Below are 18575 nucleotides of genomic sequence, written 5' to 3' on the forward strand. Positions count from 1 at the left end.
CTTTTTTGTTTAAATCAAACTCGTAACCTAGTTATAGAGTTCGATTTCAAGAAAAAAAATAATAAACCCTTTACAGAAGGAATTATAAAATCCTTGTGTATTCAAACGAAAAAAAACATGCTTGACGTATCCAAAATAAGAGCCGACTTCCCTATTCTATCTCGACAAGTAAACAATAAACCCTTAGTGTATTTTGATAATGCAGCAACATCACAAACGCCACAAGCCGTTATCGATGTTATTGTAGATTACTACAGCAATTACAATGCAAATATTCATAGAGGCGTGCATACATTAAGTCAAGAAGCTACTGATAAATACGAAATAGCAAGACAGACCATACAAAAACATTTTAACGCGAAATTTTCGCATGAAATTATTTTTACCTCGGGCACAACCCACAGTATCAACTTGGTTGCAAATGGTTTTTCCGCGCTCTTAAAAACTGGCGATGAAATTATTGTTTCTGCCTTAGAACACCACAGTAATATTGTGCCATGGCAAATGCTTTGTGAACGTACAGGTGCTGTATTAAAAGTGATTCCAATGAATTTGGAAGGTGAACTTATTATGGAAGCTTATGATAATTTACTTTCAGATAAAACAAAACTAGTTTTTGTAAACCACATCTCAAATGCATTAGGTACTATTAACCCTATTGAATATATTATTGAAAAAGCACACGCGGTCGGAGCGGCTGTTTTAATAGATGGCGCTCAATCTTGCCCGCATATAAAACCGGACGTGCAAGATTTAGATGTCGATTTCTATGTGGCATCTGCTCACAAAGTTTGCGGGCCAACAGGTGTTGGGATGCTTTACGGTAAAGAAGAATGGTTGAAAAAACTACCTCCTTATCAAGGTGGTGGTGAAATGATTGCAGAAGTTACGTTTGAAAAAACAACTTATGCAGATTTACCTCATAAATTTGAAGCAGGAACACCTAACATTTGCGGAGGTATTGCCTTTGGAGCCGCTTTAGATTACATGAACAATATTGGTTTCGATAACATTGCAAGCTACGAAAATGAATTACTTGCCTATGCTACCGAACAATTATCCACCATCGAAGGCTTAAAATTTTACGGTACGGCTAAACATAAAACATCTGTAATTTCATTTAATTTAGAAGGTATTCATCCGTATGATGTAGGTACTATTCTAGATAAATTAGGCATTGCCGTAAGAACTGGGCACCATTGTGCACAACCTATTATGGATTTTTACTGTATTCCCGGAACTATAAGAGCTTCTTTTGCTTTTTATAACACAAAAGAAGAAATTGACATTTTAGTTGAAGGCATAAAAAAGGCGAAAATGATGCTCTCTTAAAATTAGTTTGGCTTCATTTTTGAACACCAAATTAAAAAATAAAACATGAAAATATTTAGTACTTTACTTTTCACAATGCTTGTTATAACGTCATGCGGAAACAAACCGAATGCGGAAAAGCTATCTGGAGAATTTCATATTGTATCACTAAATCAAAACTCGGAATTACCAGAAAACCTAACTATCACTTTTGATGCCAAGGCTAAAAAGATATCGGGTTTTTCAGGATGTAATAATTATTTTGGAAGTTTCATAGTGGAAGATGCTGTTTTAGAGTTCGGCCAAATGGGATCGACCAGAAAAATGTGCGCAGAAGATATTAATAAAATAGAATCAGAAATGCTTCAACTGCTTTCTAAAGTTAATACGTTTTCATTTGAAAACAATACCTTAAACTTAAAAGCAGACGACGCTATTTTACTAAAAGCAAAAAAATAATTCAACTAAAGTTTTCTTTTCAGTAATAAAAACCTGAAAGCCCTTTGCACCACTCTGGACCGTGTTGTTATTCTTCCTAAGAAAAAAATCAATACAGAAAGAGCAACCTATCTTTTGGGAAAACATTGAAAAGCAACTTCTATTATTGTATTTTTGTATAAAAATTTGTTATTGTGACTATTGAAGATATTCAAAACGAAATAATTGACGAATTCTCAATGTTTGAAGACTGGGAAGAACGTTACCAATACATGATTGATTTAGGGAAAGATTTACCTATAATTAACGATCAATATAAAACTGAAAGCAACATTATTAAAGGTTGCCAAAGTAAAGTTTGGGTACATGCCGAATTAAACAACGATAAAATAGAATTTACAGCAGATAGTGATGCTATTATTACTAAAGGTATTATTGCTATTTTAATTCGTGTTTTTAACGACCAGCACCCAAAAGATATTATTGATGCCAACACCGATTTTATTGATAAAATTGGATTAAAAGAACATTTGTCTCCAACTAGAGCAAATGGTTTAGTAAGCATGATTAAACAATTAAAATTGTATGCTATAGCTTACCAAACGCAAATAAAATAATATTCTAAATCAATAAGATTTCCGTTTTCACGGAAATAAAAACAACTTAAAAAATGAGCGAAACAACCATAGATACAGCCGAATTAGGTGAAAAAATAGTTAACGTACTAAAAACTATTTACGATCCAGAAATACCTGTTGACATTTACGAACTTGGTTTAATTTACGATGTATTTGTAAATGAAGATTACGACGTAAAAATTTTAATGACTCTAACAACTCCAAACTGCCCAGTAGCAGAAACGTTGCCTTTAGAGGTTGAAGAAAAAGTAAAATCTTTAAACGAAGTAAAGGGTGCCGAAGTTGAAATTACTTTCGATCCACCATGGACCCAAGATTTAATGAGCGAAGAAGCAAAATTAGAACTTGGAATGCTTTAATACTAGGACTAAGTTTCTACTACATTTTCTAAAATAATTATGGCAGACGAAATAATTAATCGCGTTGCGAATAGTAAATTAATCACGGTTAATCTTGAAGATTATTATCCTCAGGGCAACCGTGTTCTTTTTGACATCAAAGATTGGCTTTTTGAAGGCTTTGTTTTGCGTGAAAAAGATTTTAGAGCTCAGGCATTAGAATTTAATTGGGAACAATACCAAGGCGCATATATAGCCTTAACATGCAGTACAGATGCAATTGTACCAGGCTGGGCCTACATGCTTTTAAGTATTCACTTAGAGCCTTATGCTAAAAAAACCATTATTGGCAACCTCGACAATCTAGAAACAGCTATCTATCAAGATGTTATTAACGCTCTTGATGTTAGGGAGTTTAAAGACAAACCTATTATTATAAAAGGCTGCTCTAAAAAACCAGTGCCACAAAATGCCTATATTATGTTGGCCAACAAATTGCAACCCTTTGCAAAATCTATTATGTATGGCGAGGCCTGTTCTTCGGTGCCTCTTTATAAAAAGAAATAATTAATTTTATTGTGACCTTTACACATATTTAGAGTCTAACTTATGTGTGCAAACATACAATCATTCCCTTTTTTTTAAACAGGATGATTTCTAACTTAAAAAATACCTTACATTTGCACCCATTTTAAAACAAACTAAAAAATGAAAAAAACGTTATTATTACTTGCACTATCTATCGGAATGTTTTCGGTAAATGCACAGACTAAAGAAGAATTACAAGCTCAAAAAGCAGAAAAGCAAGCTATTGCAGATGCTGCTCAAGGTGAAGCAAATGCTTTACAAGCTCAAATTGATGCACTTCCAGGATGGAGAAAAGGTGCTTTTGGTACTATTGGTGGTAACTTATCTAACTTTAGTAACTGGTATTCTCAAGGTACACCAAACAATTCTTCTGGAAATATAGGTTTCACTTTAAATGCTTACGCAAACTTAATTGAAGACAAGTTTTTCTGGAGAAACTCATTAAATACAAATTTAAACTGGGTAAAACTTGATAATAAAGATGATGCTGGTGATGATGATAGCTTTAACCCAACAACAGATGTTTTTAATATTTCTTCTTTATACGGTAGAAACATTACCAAAACATTAGCTGCTTCTGGATTAATGGAATACAGAACTACTATATTAGATAACTTTAACGATCCTGGATATTTAGACCTTGGTATTGGTGCTACATGGACTCCAATTGAAAACTTAATTGTGGTTGTCCACCCTTTAAACTACAACTTTGTATTTGCTGATGGTGATTCAGTTTTCGAATCTTCTTTAGGCGCTAAAATTGTTGCAGATTACACAAGACAAATTGGAGCTATTAACTTTAAAACTAACTTATCTGCTTTCCAAAGCTATAAATCTGGAGATTTATCTAACCTTACTTGGACAAACTCTTTTAGCTACACGCTATGGAAAATGATTGGTGTTGGTTTTGATTTTGGTTTAAGAAGTAACAAACAAGAAGCACTTAATTACTCTATTGAAACTTTGGGTAACACTACTGAAACTTTTGATTCTGTAGATAACAAATTACAATCTTTCTATACTGTTGGTTTAAGTTATAAATTCTAATAACTTTTTCCTTAACGGAAGAAAAAAAAACGCACATCGATTGATGTGCGTTTTTTTTGTTATAACTATTTTCTATTCCCTTTAAATTTTCGTTGTTTCTTTTTACTAGTAAAGATTCTTTTTAAAAACCCATCTCGTTTTTCTTCATTACAATCCAAATCGGAAACCACCTGATCGGTAGGTTTTTCAAAATGACTTTTTGTTATACCATTATACTTAGAATCCTTATTCAATTTAGAGTAAAACTTCGCAAATATAGGAAGGGCAGAATTTGCGCCTTGCCCTAATCCTGTTGTTCTAAAGCCAATAGATTGGTTATCGTTCCCAACCCAAGTTACAGTTACTAGTTTTGGAGTAATTCCAACAAACCAACCATCTTTATTATCTTGTGTTGTTCCCGTTTTTCCAGCAATATCATTATTTAAACCATAGATAGACCTTAATCGAGAAGCCGTACCTTTATTAACTGTAGATTGCATTATTTCTAACATAACCTGCCGTGTATAATCCTTAAAAGCACGCTCCGCTAATTCCGGTCTAAACTCTGCTAGAACTCTACCGGTTCTATCCGTAACTTTAGTTATAGCGTAAGGCGTTACCGGTTTGCTATCGTTTACATAACTAGCATAAGCTCCCGTAAGTTCCTTTAAGTTAATTTCTGCAACACCAAGCGCTATAGAAGGTAAATTGGGCAACTCTTTTTTAATACCTATTCGTTTTGCTTGCTCTAATACCTTCGGAATTCCAACTTCATTTAAAACCTTTACAGCAATGGTATTAACAGAATTACTCAATGCCATTTCAAGGTTATAGTTAATGTAGGGATCCTCATTTTCACCTCCAGAATTTGAAGGCGTCCAATTATTAAAATTGCTATAAGTAACCTCAGCTAAAGAAAAATAAGTACAAGGTTCCATACCATTCTCGATAGCAGCTGTGTAAACAAAAGGCTTAAAAGTAGAACCTACTTGACGTTCACTTTGAGACACATGGTCGTATTTAAAATAACGATAATCAATACCTCCAATATAACTCCTTATCGCACCTGTTTGAGGTTCGATACTTAACATACCTGTATTTAAAAACTTTAAATAATGCTGTAAACTATCGATAACACTTGCTTTTTTAATAGTATCGCCTTCCCACTGAAACAATTCAACATCCTGTTTTATTGAGAGTGAATCTCTAATTTGAGCTTCAGTTAAACCTGATTTTTTATATAGGTTATATTCTGGTAGTTTTTTTAAAGCAGCATTTATTAATTGCTTATTCTTTACCCATGGCGCATTATTTCCATAGGAACGTTCAAAACTATTTTGCAAAGCTGTAAGGTGCTCTTTCATGGCTTCTTCTGCCATTTTTTGCATACCCATATCCAAAGTGGTGTGTACTATAAGTCCGTCGCGATATAAATCGTAAGACTCACCATTGGGCTTTTTTATACTATCTAAAATAACCGCTAATTCCTTTTTAACCTGCGCTCTAAAATAAGGCGCAATACCCACATCGTGATTAAACGATTTATAATCTAACCCCAAAGGTTTATCGGCATAAAACGTAGCAGTATCTTGAGGCATATTTCCGTATTTAACCATTTGGCTAAGTACAACATTACGCCTATCTATGCTTCGCTCTGGGTGTAATCTCGGGTTATAAAAATTATTGGCTTTTAAGGAACCAACCAAAGCAGCAGCTTCATCTATAGAAAGTTCAAACGCTGGTTTATTAAAAAACTTACGCGCCGCACTTTCAATACCATAAGTATTATCAGGAAAAGGTACTGTATTGAAATACATAGTAAGAATCTCATGTTTTGAATATATGGTTTCAATACGTTTCGCTATAATCGATTCTCGAAACTTATTAATCACCATACTAAAAAATCGATAATTCTTTCTACCGTATAGATTTTTTGCCAACTGTAATGTTATAGTACTTCCACCTCCAGCAGATTTATCTTGAAGTAAAATACTTTTTACAAAAACCCGCATTAAACTCACGTTATCGATACCATCATGTTCAAAAAAACGAACATCTTCGGTATTAACTAAGGCTTCAATAAGATGTTTTGGGAAATCCTCAAAATGCAGCGGTTGCCTATCATAAACATAATATTTGCCAATAAGTTTCCCTTCTTGATCTAAAACCTGAGTAGCTTCTTCCTGCTTAATAAAACTTAATTCTGCAGATGTTGGCACTTTACCAAAAGCCCCTAAATAAATACTGATGTAAAGCCCTATAAAAAATATTAAAACGGAAATGAAACCAACAAGCGCCAGTTTCATCCATTTATTTCTAAATAAACTTTTTAGTAATGCCATATGTGGTTTTATCTATTCCATATCTTCATAATTGTAATCCGGATATAAAAATTGATTATAAGGAAAACGAGTTACATGGATTTCACGAACCTCATCGTAGACACGCTTTTTAAAATCTTCTAAGTTCTTTTTATTCAATGCCGAAATAAAGAGTGCATTGTTCCCTACTTTGCTCATCCAAGTGCTTTTCCACTCTTCTAAACTATAGTGTTTTTCGCTACGCTCTGTTTCTAAATCATCATCATCTAGATGTTCAGCGCTGTACGCATCAATTTTATTGAAAACCATAATAGTTGGCTTATCACCACTTTTAATTTCACCTAAAATTTTCTCTACAGATGCAATATGCTCCTCAAAATTTGGGTGCGATATATCTACAACATGCAACAATAAATCGGCTTCACGAACCTCATCTAGCGTGCTTTTAAAACTATCGACCAACTGTGTTGGTAATTTTCTAATAAACCCTACCGTATCAGACAATAAAAATGGCAAGTTTTGAATTACAACTTTACGCACCGTAGTATCAAGGGTTGCAAAAAGTTTGTTTTCAGCAAATACATCACTTTTACTAATTACATTCATTAAGGTAGACTTACCAACATTGGTATAACCCACAAGTGCAACACGAACCATTTTACCACGGTTACCACGTTGCACAGCCATTTGCTTATCTATGGTTTTTATTCGGTCTTTTAGAAGTGCAATCTTGTCTCGTACAATTCGTCTATCGGTTTCTATTTCTGTTTCACCAGGTCCGCGCATTCCAATACCCCCTTTTTGACGCTCAAGGTGCGTCCACATACCCCGTAATCGCGGTAGTAAATATTGACACTGTGCCAATTCTACTTGTGTGCGGGCATAACTAGTTTGTGCTCGTTGCGCAAAAATATCTAATATTAAATTCGTTCGATCTAAAACTTTTACTTCTAAAATTTTACTAATATTACGCTCTTGTGCCGACGACAATTCGTCATCAAAAATAGCAGTGCTTATATCATTATCTACAATAAATTGGCGAACTTCTTCCATTTTACCTGTACCAATAAAGGTTTTCGGGTTAGGCATGTCCATTTTCTGTGTAAAACGCTTAATGGCATATCCGCCTGCCGTGTAGGTTAAAAACTCCAACTCATCTAAATATTCTTTAGATTTTTCTTCGTCTTGTTCTTTAGTAACAACGCCTATTAATACTGCGCGCTCTAAAGAAATATCTTTCTCTTCTATCATAATACAAAGTTACACAATTGCAGTGATTTTATTTTTAATAATTTTAAGCCTATTTTTTTTTACTCCTACCGCTTTTACCTACGTTCTTTTATAACAGACTTAAACCATTGGAAGTCTTAAAAAAATTACTGTTCCGACAACTTCATTATTTACGGACATAACATCTTTATAGATTAAAGTGTAACTACGCTTTTTATATTTTACAAAGCGTTCTAATCGCTCTTTTGTTAATTGTATACCTACAGACTTTCGCTTGATTGACTTCTCTGCTTTAATCTTAGCCGACGCTTCTCTGCCTATTCCATTATCTTCAATAGTAATTTCGACAAAATGAGCATTGTATTTCGAAACATGTATTATTATTTTTTTATCACTTTTTTTAGATGACAAACCATGCCAAATAGCATTTTCTAAAAAAGGCTGCAATATTAAAGGCGGTAATTTAACTTGTTCTAAATTAACAGTTTTATCTATTGAAACCGATACTTCAATTTGATTTTGAAAACGAATATTCTCTATATTTAAATATAGGTCTAAGGTTTCTAACTCCTCCTTTAAGGTAACTTCGTTTTTGTTTGAAGCTTCTAAAATTTTCCTGATAAGTTTAGAAAACCTTGTTAAATAATGAGCAGCTCTATCTCTGTCGTTATTTATAATGTAAAGCTTAATGGAATTTAAGGCATTAAAAATAAAATGCGGATTCATTTGACTGTGTAAACTCGCTAATTTCAGTTCGTTTATTTCGTTTTCAAAAGCATTTTTTATTTGTTCTAACCTAAAAGATTCTTCTCTAAATAAAAAGAATTTGTATCCTAAACCTACAGATAACACAATAGCTTCTATTAAAACACCAAATACAAAAACATCTATAGGACTAAAATGCTTAACAAAAAAACGGGGGAAATAAGAGAATATTATTGACAACAAGGAGAACCCCACAAAAAAGACCACCCCAACAACAAAATAGGTATTTAAAACATCCTTAAACTTACTAATAGTTTTAAGAAAAATAAAAACAATCCCTAAGGACACTGGCATAAAAACACCTATAAAATACCAAACAAAATAGTTGTTATCGAAAGCAAAAAAATCAATTACATAAATTATTGTTGATATTACAAAAGCACTTTTTATATACCATTTTATAATAGAGCTTAGCTTTTTACTCTTCTTACTTATTGATAAAAACAGTAAGCTAAACCAAGCATATAAAAGCCAATAATACACTTGTATAATCCAGTTTGCTTTTTTAAAAAACGAACTAAAACTATGAGCCAAGTGTATAGAACTCTCATTATTAGTTTTAGGTATTAGATATAAAAAAACCAAAAACAAATAAGCAGCATAAACACCAAGGCTTTTATCTTTTGTAATAAAAAAAGCACTTGTATGGTAGACAATTAAAATAAATAAAACGCCTTGAACCCATGTATTAAAATTTAAAAAAAAAGTAGACATTTACAACTATAATTTCCTTAAAAGTTCTGTTTTTCTTTGTCGAGATACGGGTATTTTAGCGCTGTTTTCTAAAACAACATAGCCATCAACCTTAATAAACTCTTTAACTTTATTTAAATTAATGATATAGGAATTATGAATTCTAAAAAATTGTTCATCAGGCAAGATCTCACAAAACGACTTAAGTTTTTTGGTAACGACTAATTTCTTCTGGTTCTGGCAATGGATTGTGCAATAATTGCCATCCGATTCGACATAATAAATATCATCTGGTTTTAAAAAAACCAACTTCCCATCGGTACTAATAGTTATTTTTTTTCGACTTAGATTATTATTAAACTTTAAAAGTATGGATTCAAAATTCTCCAAACTGTAACGTTCTGTATTTTGCTTTTCAATTTTCTCTATTGCCACTTTTAAATCGTCGGAATCAATTGGTTTTAGTAAATAATCTATGGCTTCTTTTTTTAAGGCTTTTAGAGCATATTCATTATAGGCCGTGGTTATTACCACCGAAAAATTTCTATTAGGTACTTTTTCTAAAAATGTAAAACCATCCATAATGGGCATTTCAATATCGAGAAATACACAATCTATTTGCTCATGCTTTAAATATTTTAAAGCCAATTCTGGATCTGTAAAGCTAGTTACAACTTCTATGTTGTCGCTAAACTTAGAGAGTTCCCAAGACAATCCTTCAATAGCGTTAGATTCATCATCTATAATAATTGCTTTTATCATTTTAGAAGTTTTCTCAAAGTTAAAATTAATTACACATTTTACAACCAACTATGTATGAATCGTTTAAAAACTAATATAACCTGCTAAAAAGTAAACATAGTTGGTCAAAAAAGAAAAAAAACACCATTTATACAGTTTTTAATACAATCTATACAACTATGCTACACTTCCTTTATTTAAAAATAAATCTTTGTATTAGCTATAAAACAATACTTATGAAAACAAAATTACTTTTATTGTGTACACTTTTCAGCTTATACACACATGCACAACTGAGATTAATAAAACAAACAGAAAATAATGTTTATAGAAGAGGAGTAACCGGGCTCAAAACATTAAATAACGACATATTATTTACCATGACGGAATCTGGAAGCCCTTATAAATTGGGTGCCTATGTAAGCAATGGCTCTAATGAAACTACAAACCAAATACAAGGCTTAGAAAATAACAGATACAGTTTTGAAGGCTTAGACAAAGAAAATTACGCAATAGATAATGATGTTTTTTTATTTAGTAGTCGTTTAAATAACTCTCAAAGTGAAGACAAAGCCTATAGAATAAATGATGGCAGAACTAGTGCTACGCTAGTAACATCTTCTACTTCCGCCGAAAGTATAACCCGAACAAGTAACAATAAAATTATTAAACAAAGAAAAGAATATTACCCACCGTACACATTATTTGGTAATAGATATGCTGGTGGTTATAATTTTTTTATAAGTATTTTTAATAGTGATGGTATTTTAGAGAACAGTTATGAATTTGATGGTAATACAGGCACAGGAAACTCCGTAGATGATTTTAATAGTTTAACTCTAATAACAAATATATTTTACTGGAAAGGCACTTATTATTTTATTGGTAACAACACACAAAATAGAACAGACTTATATAAATTTGATGGTCTTAGCAACTATAGAATGACGAAATTATATGTTAACGGAAACTCTAACACCGGTGTTGGCCCAAGTGACATATTATTAGAAGATTCTTATATTTATTTTCAAGGTTTATACAGAACTTGGGGTGTTAGCGATGATCCTGATGACTATGTAGATGAAGGACGAGAACTTTGTTATACTAATGGCGACATAATGTTTGGAGCTAGTCAAACTCAAATTCCCCTATTTATTTTTAATGTAAGTAAAGAAAATTATGATGGCACTCGAGGATATAGGGCTAAAAACACCTCTGAAGGCTCTGCGATGTCTAAACCAATTAAAGAGTTTAATGGTTCTGTTATTTATATAGATGAAAACAATGATAATTTAAATATAATAAACCCTGATGGTACTAATTATAATTTAGTAAACTCCACTAAAGATACTGATGTATATTTTACATTCAATAACAAATTTTATTACTTAACTCGAAAATTAAACCCCGATTATTCTAGCACATGTTACATGTATGAGATAGATGGAGACCCATTGAATACTATTAGGCATGAATTCCCCTTGAGTATTGACGGCAATAATTTTTCTTTTGCACAAAACAATTATTTAAGTATCTCAGAAAATGAAGGGAAGGCTTATATTATTGGAGGCTATTATCCTTCGTCGGGAGTTAAAGCTGCCATTTTATCTTTCGATTTCTCAACCTCACAATTCACGAAAGAAAAAGTTTTTAACCCTAACGAAATATCTGGATATATAACCAATATAAACCGGTTTAATAACGGTTTCGTTTTCTCAGATTTCGATAAAGTTTACAGTTATAATGTTGAAATAAGAGCAAAATATTTTACACCAAACCAAGGTGGTAAAAGCGCTGATATAGAGAAAAACAATTCTGAAGAAGATATTACTTATAATAATATAGTTTACAATGTTAATTTAGAAACAACCAGCTTAGCACCCGATGAAACGTTAAAAATAGAATTGCTAGACACAACAAGCATTGCATTTAAAAGCAAAATAGGAAATCTTCCAAACAACAGTTATGCTAAAACGTATTACAAATTAGTTACGCTAAATGAATCTAGCCACCAAAGCACCGTAAACTTAACCTACAACAATGCAGATTTCACGGATAACATTACAGACCCATTAAACCTAACCGCACAAATATATAAAGATGGCAATTGGGTAGATATAGAAATTTCATCTGTTAATGCGGCAGAAAAAACATTTACAATAACACATAATTTTGAACCGAATACTTTAGTTTTCTTAAAAAACAATGCTACACTAAGCAGTAAAAGTTTTAAAAACGAAAATTTAAGTGTGTATCCAAACCCAACAACATCGCAATTACATATTAAATTAAAAAACGGAGCAACTATTAAAAAAACCACCATTTATAGTTTAGTCGGTCAAGAAGTTCTAAAAAACAAAACAGATGCACCAACCGTAAATCTTTCAAATTTAGCCGAAGGCATTTATATTTTAAAAGTAGAAAGTAGCCACGGTACATTTAGTAAACGTATTTTAAAAAAATAAAAAAGAAAGGATATAACTCCATAATCGATAATAAAAAGCTGAATAATAACTTTATTCGGCTTTTTTCATGCAAACTTCTTACTCAATTGATAGTAAAATAACGTAGATTAAATACGATAATTAAATGTTTAATTATTTTAGCATATTTTTGACTCATGATAATAAAACCTTTCGAAAATATTCCCGTTCGTAACGATTTACAAACAGTTGCCTTTTATAATACGGAAAACTTATTTGATACTTTTAATGATAAACTAAAGTACGACAATGATTTCACTCCTAAATCTATTAAAAAATGGACTCCAAAACGTTATGATAAAAAACTAAGAAAACTCGGTTTTGTTATTTCTAATATAGGCAAAAGAGAAACAGGGAAACACCCAGCTGTTGTAGGTTTAGCAGAAATTGAAAACGCTAAAGTCATTAAAGATTTAATTTCATCTAAACATTTAGAGCCCTTTAATTACGGTTATGTTCATTATAATTCTCCAGACGAACGTGGTATTGATGTCGCGTTAATTTATGATAAAGATGTGTTTCAGGTTCTGCATTCCGAACCTTTTTCCATTGAATTAAAAAACGACAAAGGTTTACCCGATTATACACGTGATGTTTTATTAGTTTCCGGTATTCTAGATGGTGAAAAAGTACATGTTATAGTAAATCATTGGTCGTCTAGGCGTGAAGGTGCAAAAGAAACGGAACATAAACGTATGGCATCATCTGATAAAGTTGGTGAGATTATTTCTAGTATAACCTTAGAAGATCCCGAAGCTAAAATTATAGTTATAGGCGATTTTAATGATGATCCGCACAATAACAGTATTAAGCGTTTAGTTGATAATTACGGCCTGTTCAACCCTATGGAAACCTTACGATCTTTTAACCGCGGCAGCACGAAACACAACAGACAATGGAATTTATTCGACCAGATTTTAATTTCGACTAACTTTTTTAAAACCTCCGATAATTTATACGAATACAGTCTTTCTAATATTTTTGATGAAGATTTCTTGAAAATATTTGAAGGCAGATACAAAGGTGCGCCTTACAGAACTTATGTTGGCCAACGCTACAAAGGAGGATATAGCGATCACTTTCCAGTATATGCCGTTTTCAAAAAATAATTTTATTTTTTTAGACAGCTTGTAAAAGCACCATAGTTAAAGCTAAAATGATAATGGGTAAAAAGCCCAAAAACCAAATATTGTAGGTTAGCTTTTTGTTTTTAATCATTTTGGCATTTAGCACTTTACGCTTTCTACCACCATAGTACATCCAGTTTTTAAAATAAATAAATATTACTACTAGTATAAAAATAGTCCAAGCCTTACCAGAAGACATCGTATCCATGTGCATTTTTCTAAAAAACTTAGCAAAAAAAACGCCCAAAAGCAACAATAAACTGCATTGCAAAAACGAAACATAAAAGGTAGCAATGCTATTAGCTTTCTTGTTTTTCTTGAGTTTGAAGTGATTAAAAAAATGATAAAATAAAATATCGAATGTGCTCATGCGGCGAAATTAGACTTTTTATTTAAAACTTGTTACGTCTAAATAACAAATTATTATTCAATAAAATCCACGCTAATTTCATCCAACTCATAAATACCATCAAAGGTATCTTCACCACTTCCTGTAAACTTAAAAGCGATATACATGGTTCCACTTTCGCAAGATAAATCTACAGCACCCGAATTAAACCACGGCACAAACGAGTCGGTATCTTTCACCACATAAGCATCGGATATTGTACCCCAAGTAGCAGTAGTAATATTAGCTTCATCACCATCCCAATCTAAAGAATACAAAATTTCTAAAAAACTACTATTTGCTAAACTATTAGATGTTTTAAAACGAAGTGTTTCACCATCCTGCTCGTCTAAATTAATAGCCGGTGTAATTAACCAACCTATATTAGAATCGTCTCCAGAACTAGAACATTGAAACCGTGCCGAACGCCCCAAAGATGCATTTGACGAGGTGGAAGAATAACCTTCCCACGCTTCTGTACCTGCTTCAATATAATTGGTCCAACCTTCAATTTCTATAGGTCTATTATTTCGTTGTGGTTCAAAGTCTTCATAAAACAAATTCCCTGTCCCCAATGTTTCAGCAATACCACAACCTAGTTCTATTGGGTCGCAACGGGTTTCAGAAGTAAAACTCATATCTGCCGAACTATTTAAAACAAGCACATTAAAATCGTCTCCAAAATCTCTTGCAAAAATTCCTGTAACGCCCCCTTGTCCTTGTGGAACAATTAAAGATTTAAAATCGGAAAACGTACTAGTTTGCATCCGTATAGAAACACCAGTTTCGCAACTTACTAAAGTTCTAATACCATCATACTCATCTATAGATTCGCTAGCAAATGTGGCGCCCAACTCAAAACGATTTAATTGCATGTTTTCTAACTGAACTAGTGTATTATGATCCCAACTTGTTAAATCTGTAATATGTGCAACTTTAGGCTGAATATCCACCACTTCATTACTTCTGATAATAATGTTTTTATATTCTGAAGGTTGAATTTGTTCCACACGCGCTCCATCACCTTTTCCTATGGAAATGACACCACTACTTTCTCCAATAGTTAATCCGGCCAATTTTAGATATACTTTTTGTCCAAATTGATAAGTATCCGATAAACTAGACACATTAATAGCGACTTGAAATCCCATTCTAGGGTCATTATCGGGACTAGAATCATCTATTTTATTCTGAACAATTAACTCTTCAAAAAAGTTTCCCGATTTATCGGAAGACACCACGTAACCTTCAATATATAATTCTGAATCTTCATCAATTCTAGCTGTCGAATTCCCACTATTTATAGCCTGATCGTAAAGTGACCTGATGGTTTTGAAAGTGGTTATTTTATCTTGAGGAATATCGGGTTCTGTAATTGATATATCGGGAACGCTATAATCATCATCTTTCACACAAGATATTATAAGTGTTTGTATCAGAAAAATGACAATTAGTATTTTAAAATTTTTCATGATTAATATTTTTATATTATTCGTTGCTATTACAAGCCCAGCATGGTATTCCACTATCTTTTTAAACTCAGTGGTTATTCATTTAAAATCTCACATTTAAATTCAAAAAGTAAGTGGTACCACGACCATACCAATATTTCGATCCAAAAACAGGAGTATCCAAAGCTTTATCATCTCTAAGTTCTCTAAAGTTTGCATTTCTTCCTTGCTCAAACCCACCAGATTTATAAACTTGATCTAATAAATTATTAATGCTAGCAAAAAAACCGATGTAATACTCACCAACCTTCCACGATTTTCCTCCAATTAAATTCACCACCATATAATCATCAAACCGTTCTTGCTTTAGAAGTTCTCTAGCCAAAACCTCATCGTAATCATTAAAAACATTGCCATCAAAATCGGTTGAAAAATTTGAAGAACGCGTTAACGGGCTCACATCTATATAGGTATTTGCAAAAAAGTTTGCCGTAGCTCCAAACCACCAATAATCTGGGTCGCTATATTCAAAACCTACTGAATAAGCATTTTGTGGTCCGGCAGCGAGTTTATAATCTTTTAATTTCGATTGTCCAAAATCTTTAAACCCATCTATAAAACCCGCAGCTAAAGCCTCGTCGTCCGGCTCTGTAGATAAAAATAAATTGGGGTTATTATTGTATGTAAACTGCCCGATAGCAGCGGCACCTTTTAATTTTATAGTTGGTGTTACTTGGGCTTCAATACCAAACTCGGCACCTATATGTTGCTTTTCAATACCTTGAAGAATTTCTTGTACAAAAGCCAAATTATCGCCACCAATACCATCGGCAAAAAAGAATGAAATTTCACTAGCATCGGTAACCTTAGTATAATAACCCGTAAGTTTAGCTTTAACCACAGACGACCGGAATACATAACTTGCACCTGCAGACGTTATTTTTTCTTCTGTAATATCTGGTACAACATTATGGTTTTCTCTAGAATTTGAAAATGTATTTTGCAATGTTGGTGCTCTCGAAATATAACCACCGTTAATATTAAACACATGTTTACCAGATAGCTTATAAGTAAATCCGGCTTTTGCACCAAAGCCCATAAAACTTAACTTATCACCTTTACCAAATGAGTTATCTGGAAAACCACCGTTTTGATAAATACCTTCACGCTGATATTGTGTGTTTTTCAAACTAGCCGCTACATAAAAATCCGTTTTACTATAAGAAAATTGTGTTTGCGCATATCCTCCAATTTCGTTTGCAAAAATATTATAGTCATATTTAAACTTATCGCCCACTCCAACTATGCGGTTAGGGTTTAATAAATCGTTTTGAGCTTCGTTAATATTTGTTGCAAAACCGTCGATATCCAAATAAGTTTCAGCACCCAAAAGATCTAAAACTTGAGCAAAATTTTCGGAGTTTAAACTTTTAAAATTAATCCCCGCATTGAAGTTAACATGATCGTTTATTTCTTTATTTAAAATAGAGTTTACAGTAAGCTGTTTATCATCTACACGATCTTCATACAAGGCATAAGTTGCATTACCTCCACTTTGGGCATTAGCAATATTGGTGCTATACATGGCATTCCAATCAATTTGACCACCATCTTGAAACGTTTGTAAGGCCTGATACGCAAAACCTAATTGATCGGGAAAGTTTCTCTCAAAATAACTTGGTAATTTTTGATAATAGCTTGCGCTAGGGTTTGCTCCACCTCCTTGAGGAAAACCATCAATTAAATCTTTCCCGTTGTAATCTAATCGGCTATTTCCCATTTTACCAAACTGATAGGCTATGTTGGTATTTAACTTGGTTTTACTATTTAAATTCCAGTAATGGTTAAGCATCACATTAGGTTCGCTCACTTCTTTTATTCTAGAATTTCGGTTTTCGCCATCTTGCCAGCCCCAATACTCATTGTATTTAATGCCTTTTAAATCGAAAACCTCTTGTGTGTTTGGTGACGATTTACCTCGGCGATTTGGTGTGTAAATCGCAGAAAAACTAAGGCTATGGTTCTCGTTTATTATTTTTTCCACGGAAGTGAAAAATGAATTTGAATTATAACTCGTCGCCTCTTGATATCCTTCATTTCCCCATCGACGACCTAACGTTACTGTATATGCCCAATTATTTTTTAATAAACCTGAAGCATACGTTGCCATAAGGCGATTGCTATAACTTCGGTTAGACGACGAATAGGTAATGCGCCCTCCGGCTCTAGTTTGCGACGCCCGAATGTTTATATTATTTGTACCTAAAACGCCACCAAAACTATAGCTTGAGGGTGCTAAACCTGTAGATAATTCTTGATTGCGTAACACATCATTAATACCTCCCCAATTACTCCATTGTGGCCTACCGTTGTAGGTTTTGTTCATTTCGATACCATTAATTAAAAGGGTGCTGTTTTTAGAATCTAATCCACGAAGACGGAAAAAAGACGGACTAAATTCGAATGCTGCTGTACGCTGAAAAACATCGAGCGACGAAGCTAAGAGGCCTGAAATATTATCGGCACCGCTAGAATCATCGTTTAATTCATCATCAGATAATGTGATTGTAAACAAATTGCTAGTAGCCGTAGTATCTAAATCTAAGGTAATACCAGCAATGTCAACAGTTTCATTTTCATTTATTATAATAGGGAAACGCTTTGATATATATCCAATTTTTGAAACTCTCAATATTTGTTCTCCTAGCGGTAGGTTTTTCTCGAATAAAAACTCACCAAGTATATTTGTCTCCATCGATAAATTGCTATTTTCGATAGTTACCGATACGTTTTCTAAAGACTCAAAAGTAAGTGCATCTAGTACGCTACCCTTCACTAAAGTTTGTTGAGAATGGAGGCTAATTGAAAAAATTCCGAATAAAAAAATAAGGGTTATTTTATTCATGCTTATCTTTATTACTTCAATTATAATAAAAAACAATCAATTGACAGTTAAATACTTAAAAGAATTTCAAGCAGTTACATTTCAATTTAGCTACAAAACCCATGTAGTTTCATTCTTATTTAAAAGTAAAAA

The 18575-nt window shown here is 32.8% G+C and carries 15 protein-coding genes; 8 read left to right on the top strand and 7 right to left on the bottom strand.

All coding sequences use genetic code 11. The features are described from left to right. Positions 1-117 precede the first annotated feature (117 nt). From ACJJV4_RS10200 to ACJJV4_RS10225, 6 genes are all read left to right on the top strand, one after another. Positions 118-1332, top strand: a complete 1215-nt coding sequence (locus ACJJV4_RS10200; protein WP_405294053.1) for an aminotransferase class V-fold PLP-dependent enzyme — start codon at positions 118-120, stop codon at positions 1330-1332. 45 nt (positions 1333-1377) lie between these two features. Further along, on the top strand, positions 1378-1770 hold the full coding sequence (locus tag ACJJV4_RS10205; RefSeq protein WP_405294055.1) for an META domain-containing protein: 393 nt from the start codon (positions 1378-1380) through the stop codon (positions 1768-1770). A gap of 173 nt (positions 1771-1943) precedes the next feature. Next, positions 1944-2366, top strand: coding sequence for a SufE family protein (locus tag ACJJV4_RS10210; RefSeq protein ID WP_159018967.1), 423 nt, complete (start codon positions 1944-1946; stop codon positions 2364-2366). A 53-nt stretch (positions 2367-2419) separates the two neighbouring features. After that, a complete protein-coding gene (locus ACJJV4_RS10215) occupies positions 2420-2746 on the top strand; it encodes a DUF59 domain-containing protein (protein WP_042497739.1) in 327 nt (108 codons plus the stop codon). Between the two features lie 39 nt (positions 2747-2785). Continuing rightward, positions 2786-3292, top strand: coding sequence for a DUF2480 family protein (locus tag ACJJV4_RS10220; protein ID WP_405294058.1), 507 nt, complete (start codon positions 2786-2788; stop codon positions 3290-3292). A 141-nt stretch (positions 3293-3433) separates the two neighbouring features. Beyond that, entirely contained in the window at positions 3434-4360 is a 927-nt protein-coding gene (locus ACJJV4_RS10225) for a DUF3078 domain-containing protein (protein ID WP_405294060.1), read from the top strand. A gap of 65 nt (positions 4361-4425) precedes the next feature. On the opposite strand, the gene ACJJV4_RS10230 is transcribed toward ACJJV4_RS10225, so the two are convergent. The 4 genes from ACJJV4_RS10230 to ACJJV4_RS10245 form a co-directional block, all read right to left on the bottom strand. Then, entirely contained in the window at positions 4426-6681 is a 2256-nt protein-coding gene (locus ACJJV4_RS10230; protein WP_405294062.1) for a transglycosylase domain-containing protein, read from the bottom strand. Positions 6682-6693: 12 nt separating this feature from the next. Then, on the bottom strand, positions 6694-7911 hold the full coding sequence (gene hflX / locus ACJJV4_RS10235) for a GTPase HflX (protein WP_304405053.1): 1218 nt from the start codon (positions 7909-7911) through the stop codon (positions 6694-6696). Positions 7912-8010: 99 nt separating this feature from the next. Further along, on the bottom strand, positions 8011-9369 hold the full coding sequence (locus ACJJV4_RS10240; RefSeq protein ID WP_405294064.1) for a sensor histidine kinase: 1359 nt from the start codon (positions 9367-9369) through the stop codon (positions 8011-8013). A gap of 6 nt (positions 9370-9375) precedes the next feature. Further along, positions 9376-10110, bottom strand: a complete 735-nt coding sequence (locus ACJJV4_RS10245) for a LytR/AlgR family response regulator transcription factor (protein ID WP_405294066.1) — start codon at positions 10108-10110, stop codon at positions 9376-9378. 215 nt (positions 10111-10325) lie between these two features. Between ACJJV4_RS10245 and ACJJV4_RS10250 the strand changes: the two genes are divergently transcribed. Next, entirely contained in the window at positions 10326-12554 is a 2229-nt protein-coding gene (locus ACJJV4_RS10250; RefSeq protein WP_405294068.1) for a T9SS type A sorting domain-containing protein, read from the top strand. A 155-nt stretch (positions 12555-12709) separates the two neighbouring features. Further along, positions 12710-13681 carry an endonuclease gene (locus ACJJV4_RS10255; protein WP_405294070.1) on the top strand — a complete coding sequence of 324 codons (972 nt, stop codon included), beginning with the start codon at positions 12710-12712 and terminating at the stop codon, positions 13679-13681. 10 nt (positions 13682-13691) lie between these two features. Here the strand turns inward: ACJJV4_RS10255 and ACJJV4_RS10260 are convergent, their stop codons facing one another. From ACJJV4_RS10260 to ACJJV4_RS10270, 3 genes are all read right to left on the bottom strand, one after another. Further along, positions 13692-13907: a hypothetical protein gene (locus ACJJV4_RS10260; RefSeq protein WP_405294072.1), complete on the bottom strand. Its 216-nt coding sequence runs from the start codon at positions 13905-13907 to the stop codon at positions 13692-13694. A gap of 215 nt (positions 13908-14122) precedes the next feature. Next, a complete protein-coding gene (locus ACJJV4_RS10265) occupies positions 14123-15559 on the bottom strand; it encodes a DUF5689 domain-containing protein (RefSeq protein WP_405294074.1) in 1437 nt (478 codons plus the stop codon). An 82-nt stretch (positions 15560-15641) separates the two neighbouring features. After that, positions 15642-18443 carry a carboxypeptidase-like regulatory domain-containing protein gene (locus tag ACJJV4_RS10270; RefSeq protein WP_405294076.1) on the bottom strand — a complete coding sequence of 934 codons (2802 nt, stop codon included), beginning with the start codon at positions 18441-18443 and terminating at the stop codon, positions 15642-15644. Positions 18444-18575: the final 132 nt, after the last annotated feature.

Origin of the sequence: Algibacter sp. Ld11, from assembly GCF_045066735.1 — a bacterium.
GTDB lineage: Bacteria > Bacteroidota > Bacteroidia > Flavobacteriales > Flavobacteriaceae > Algibacter.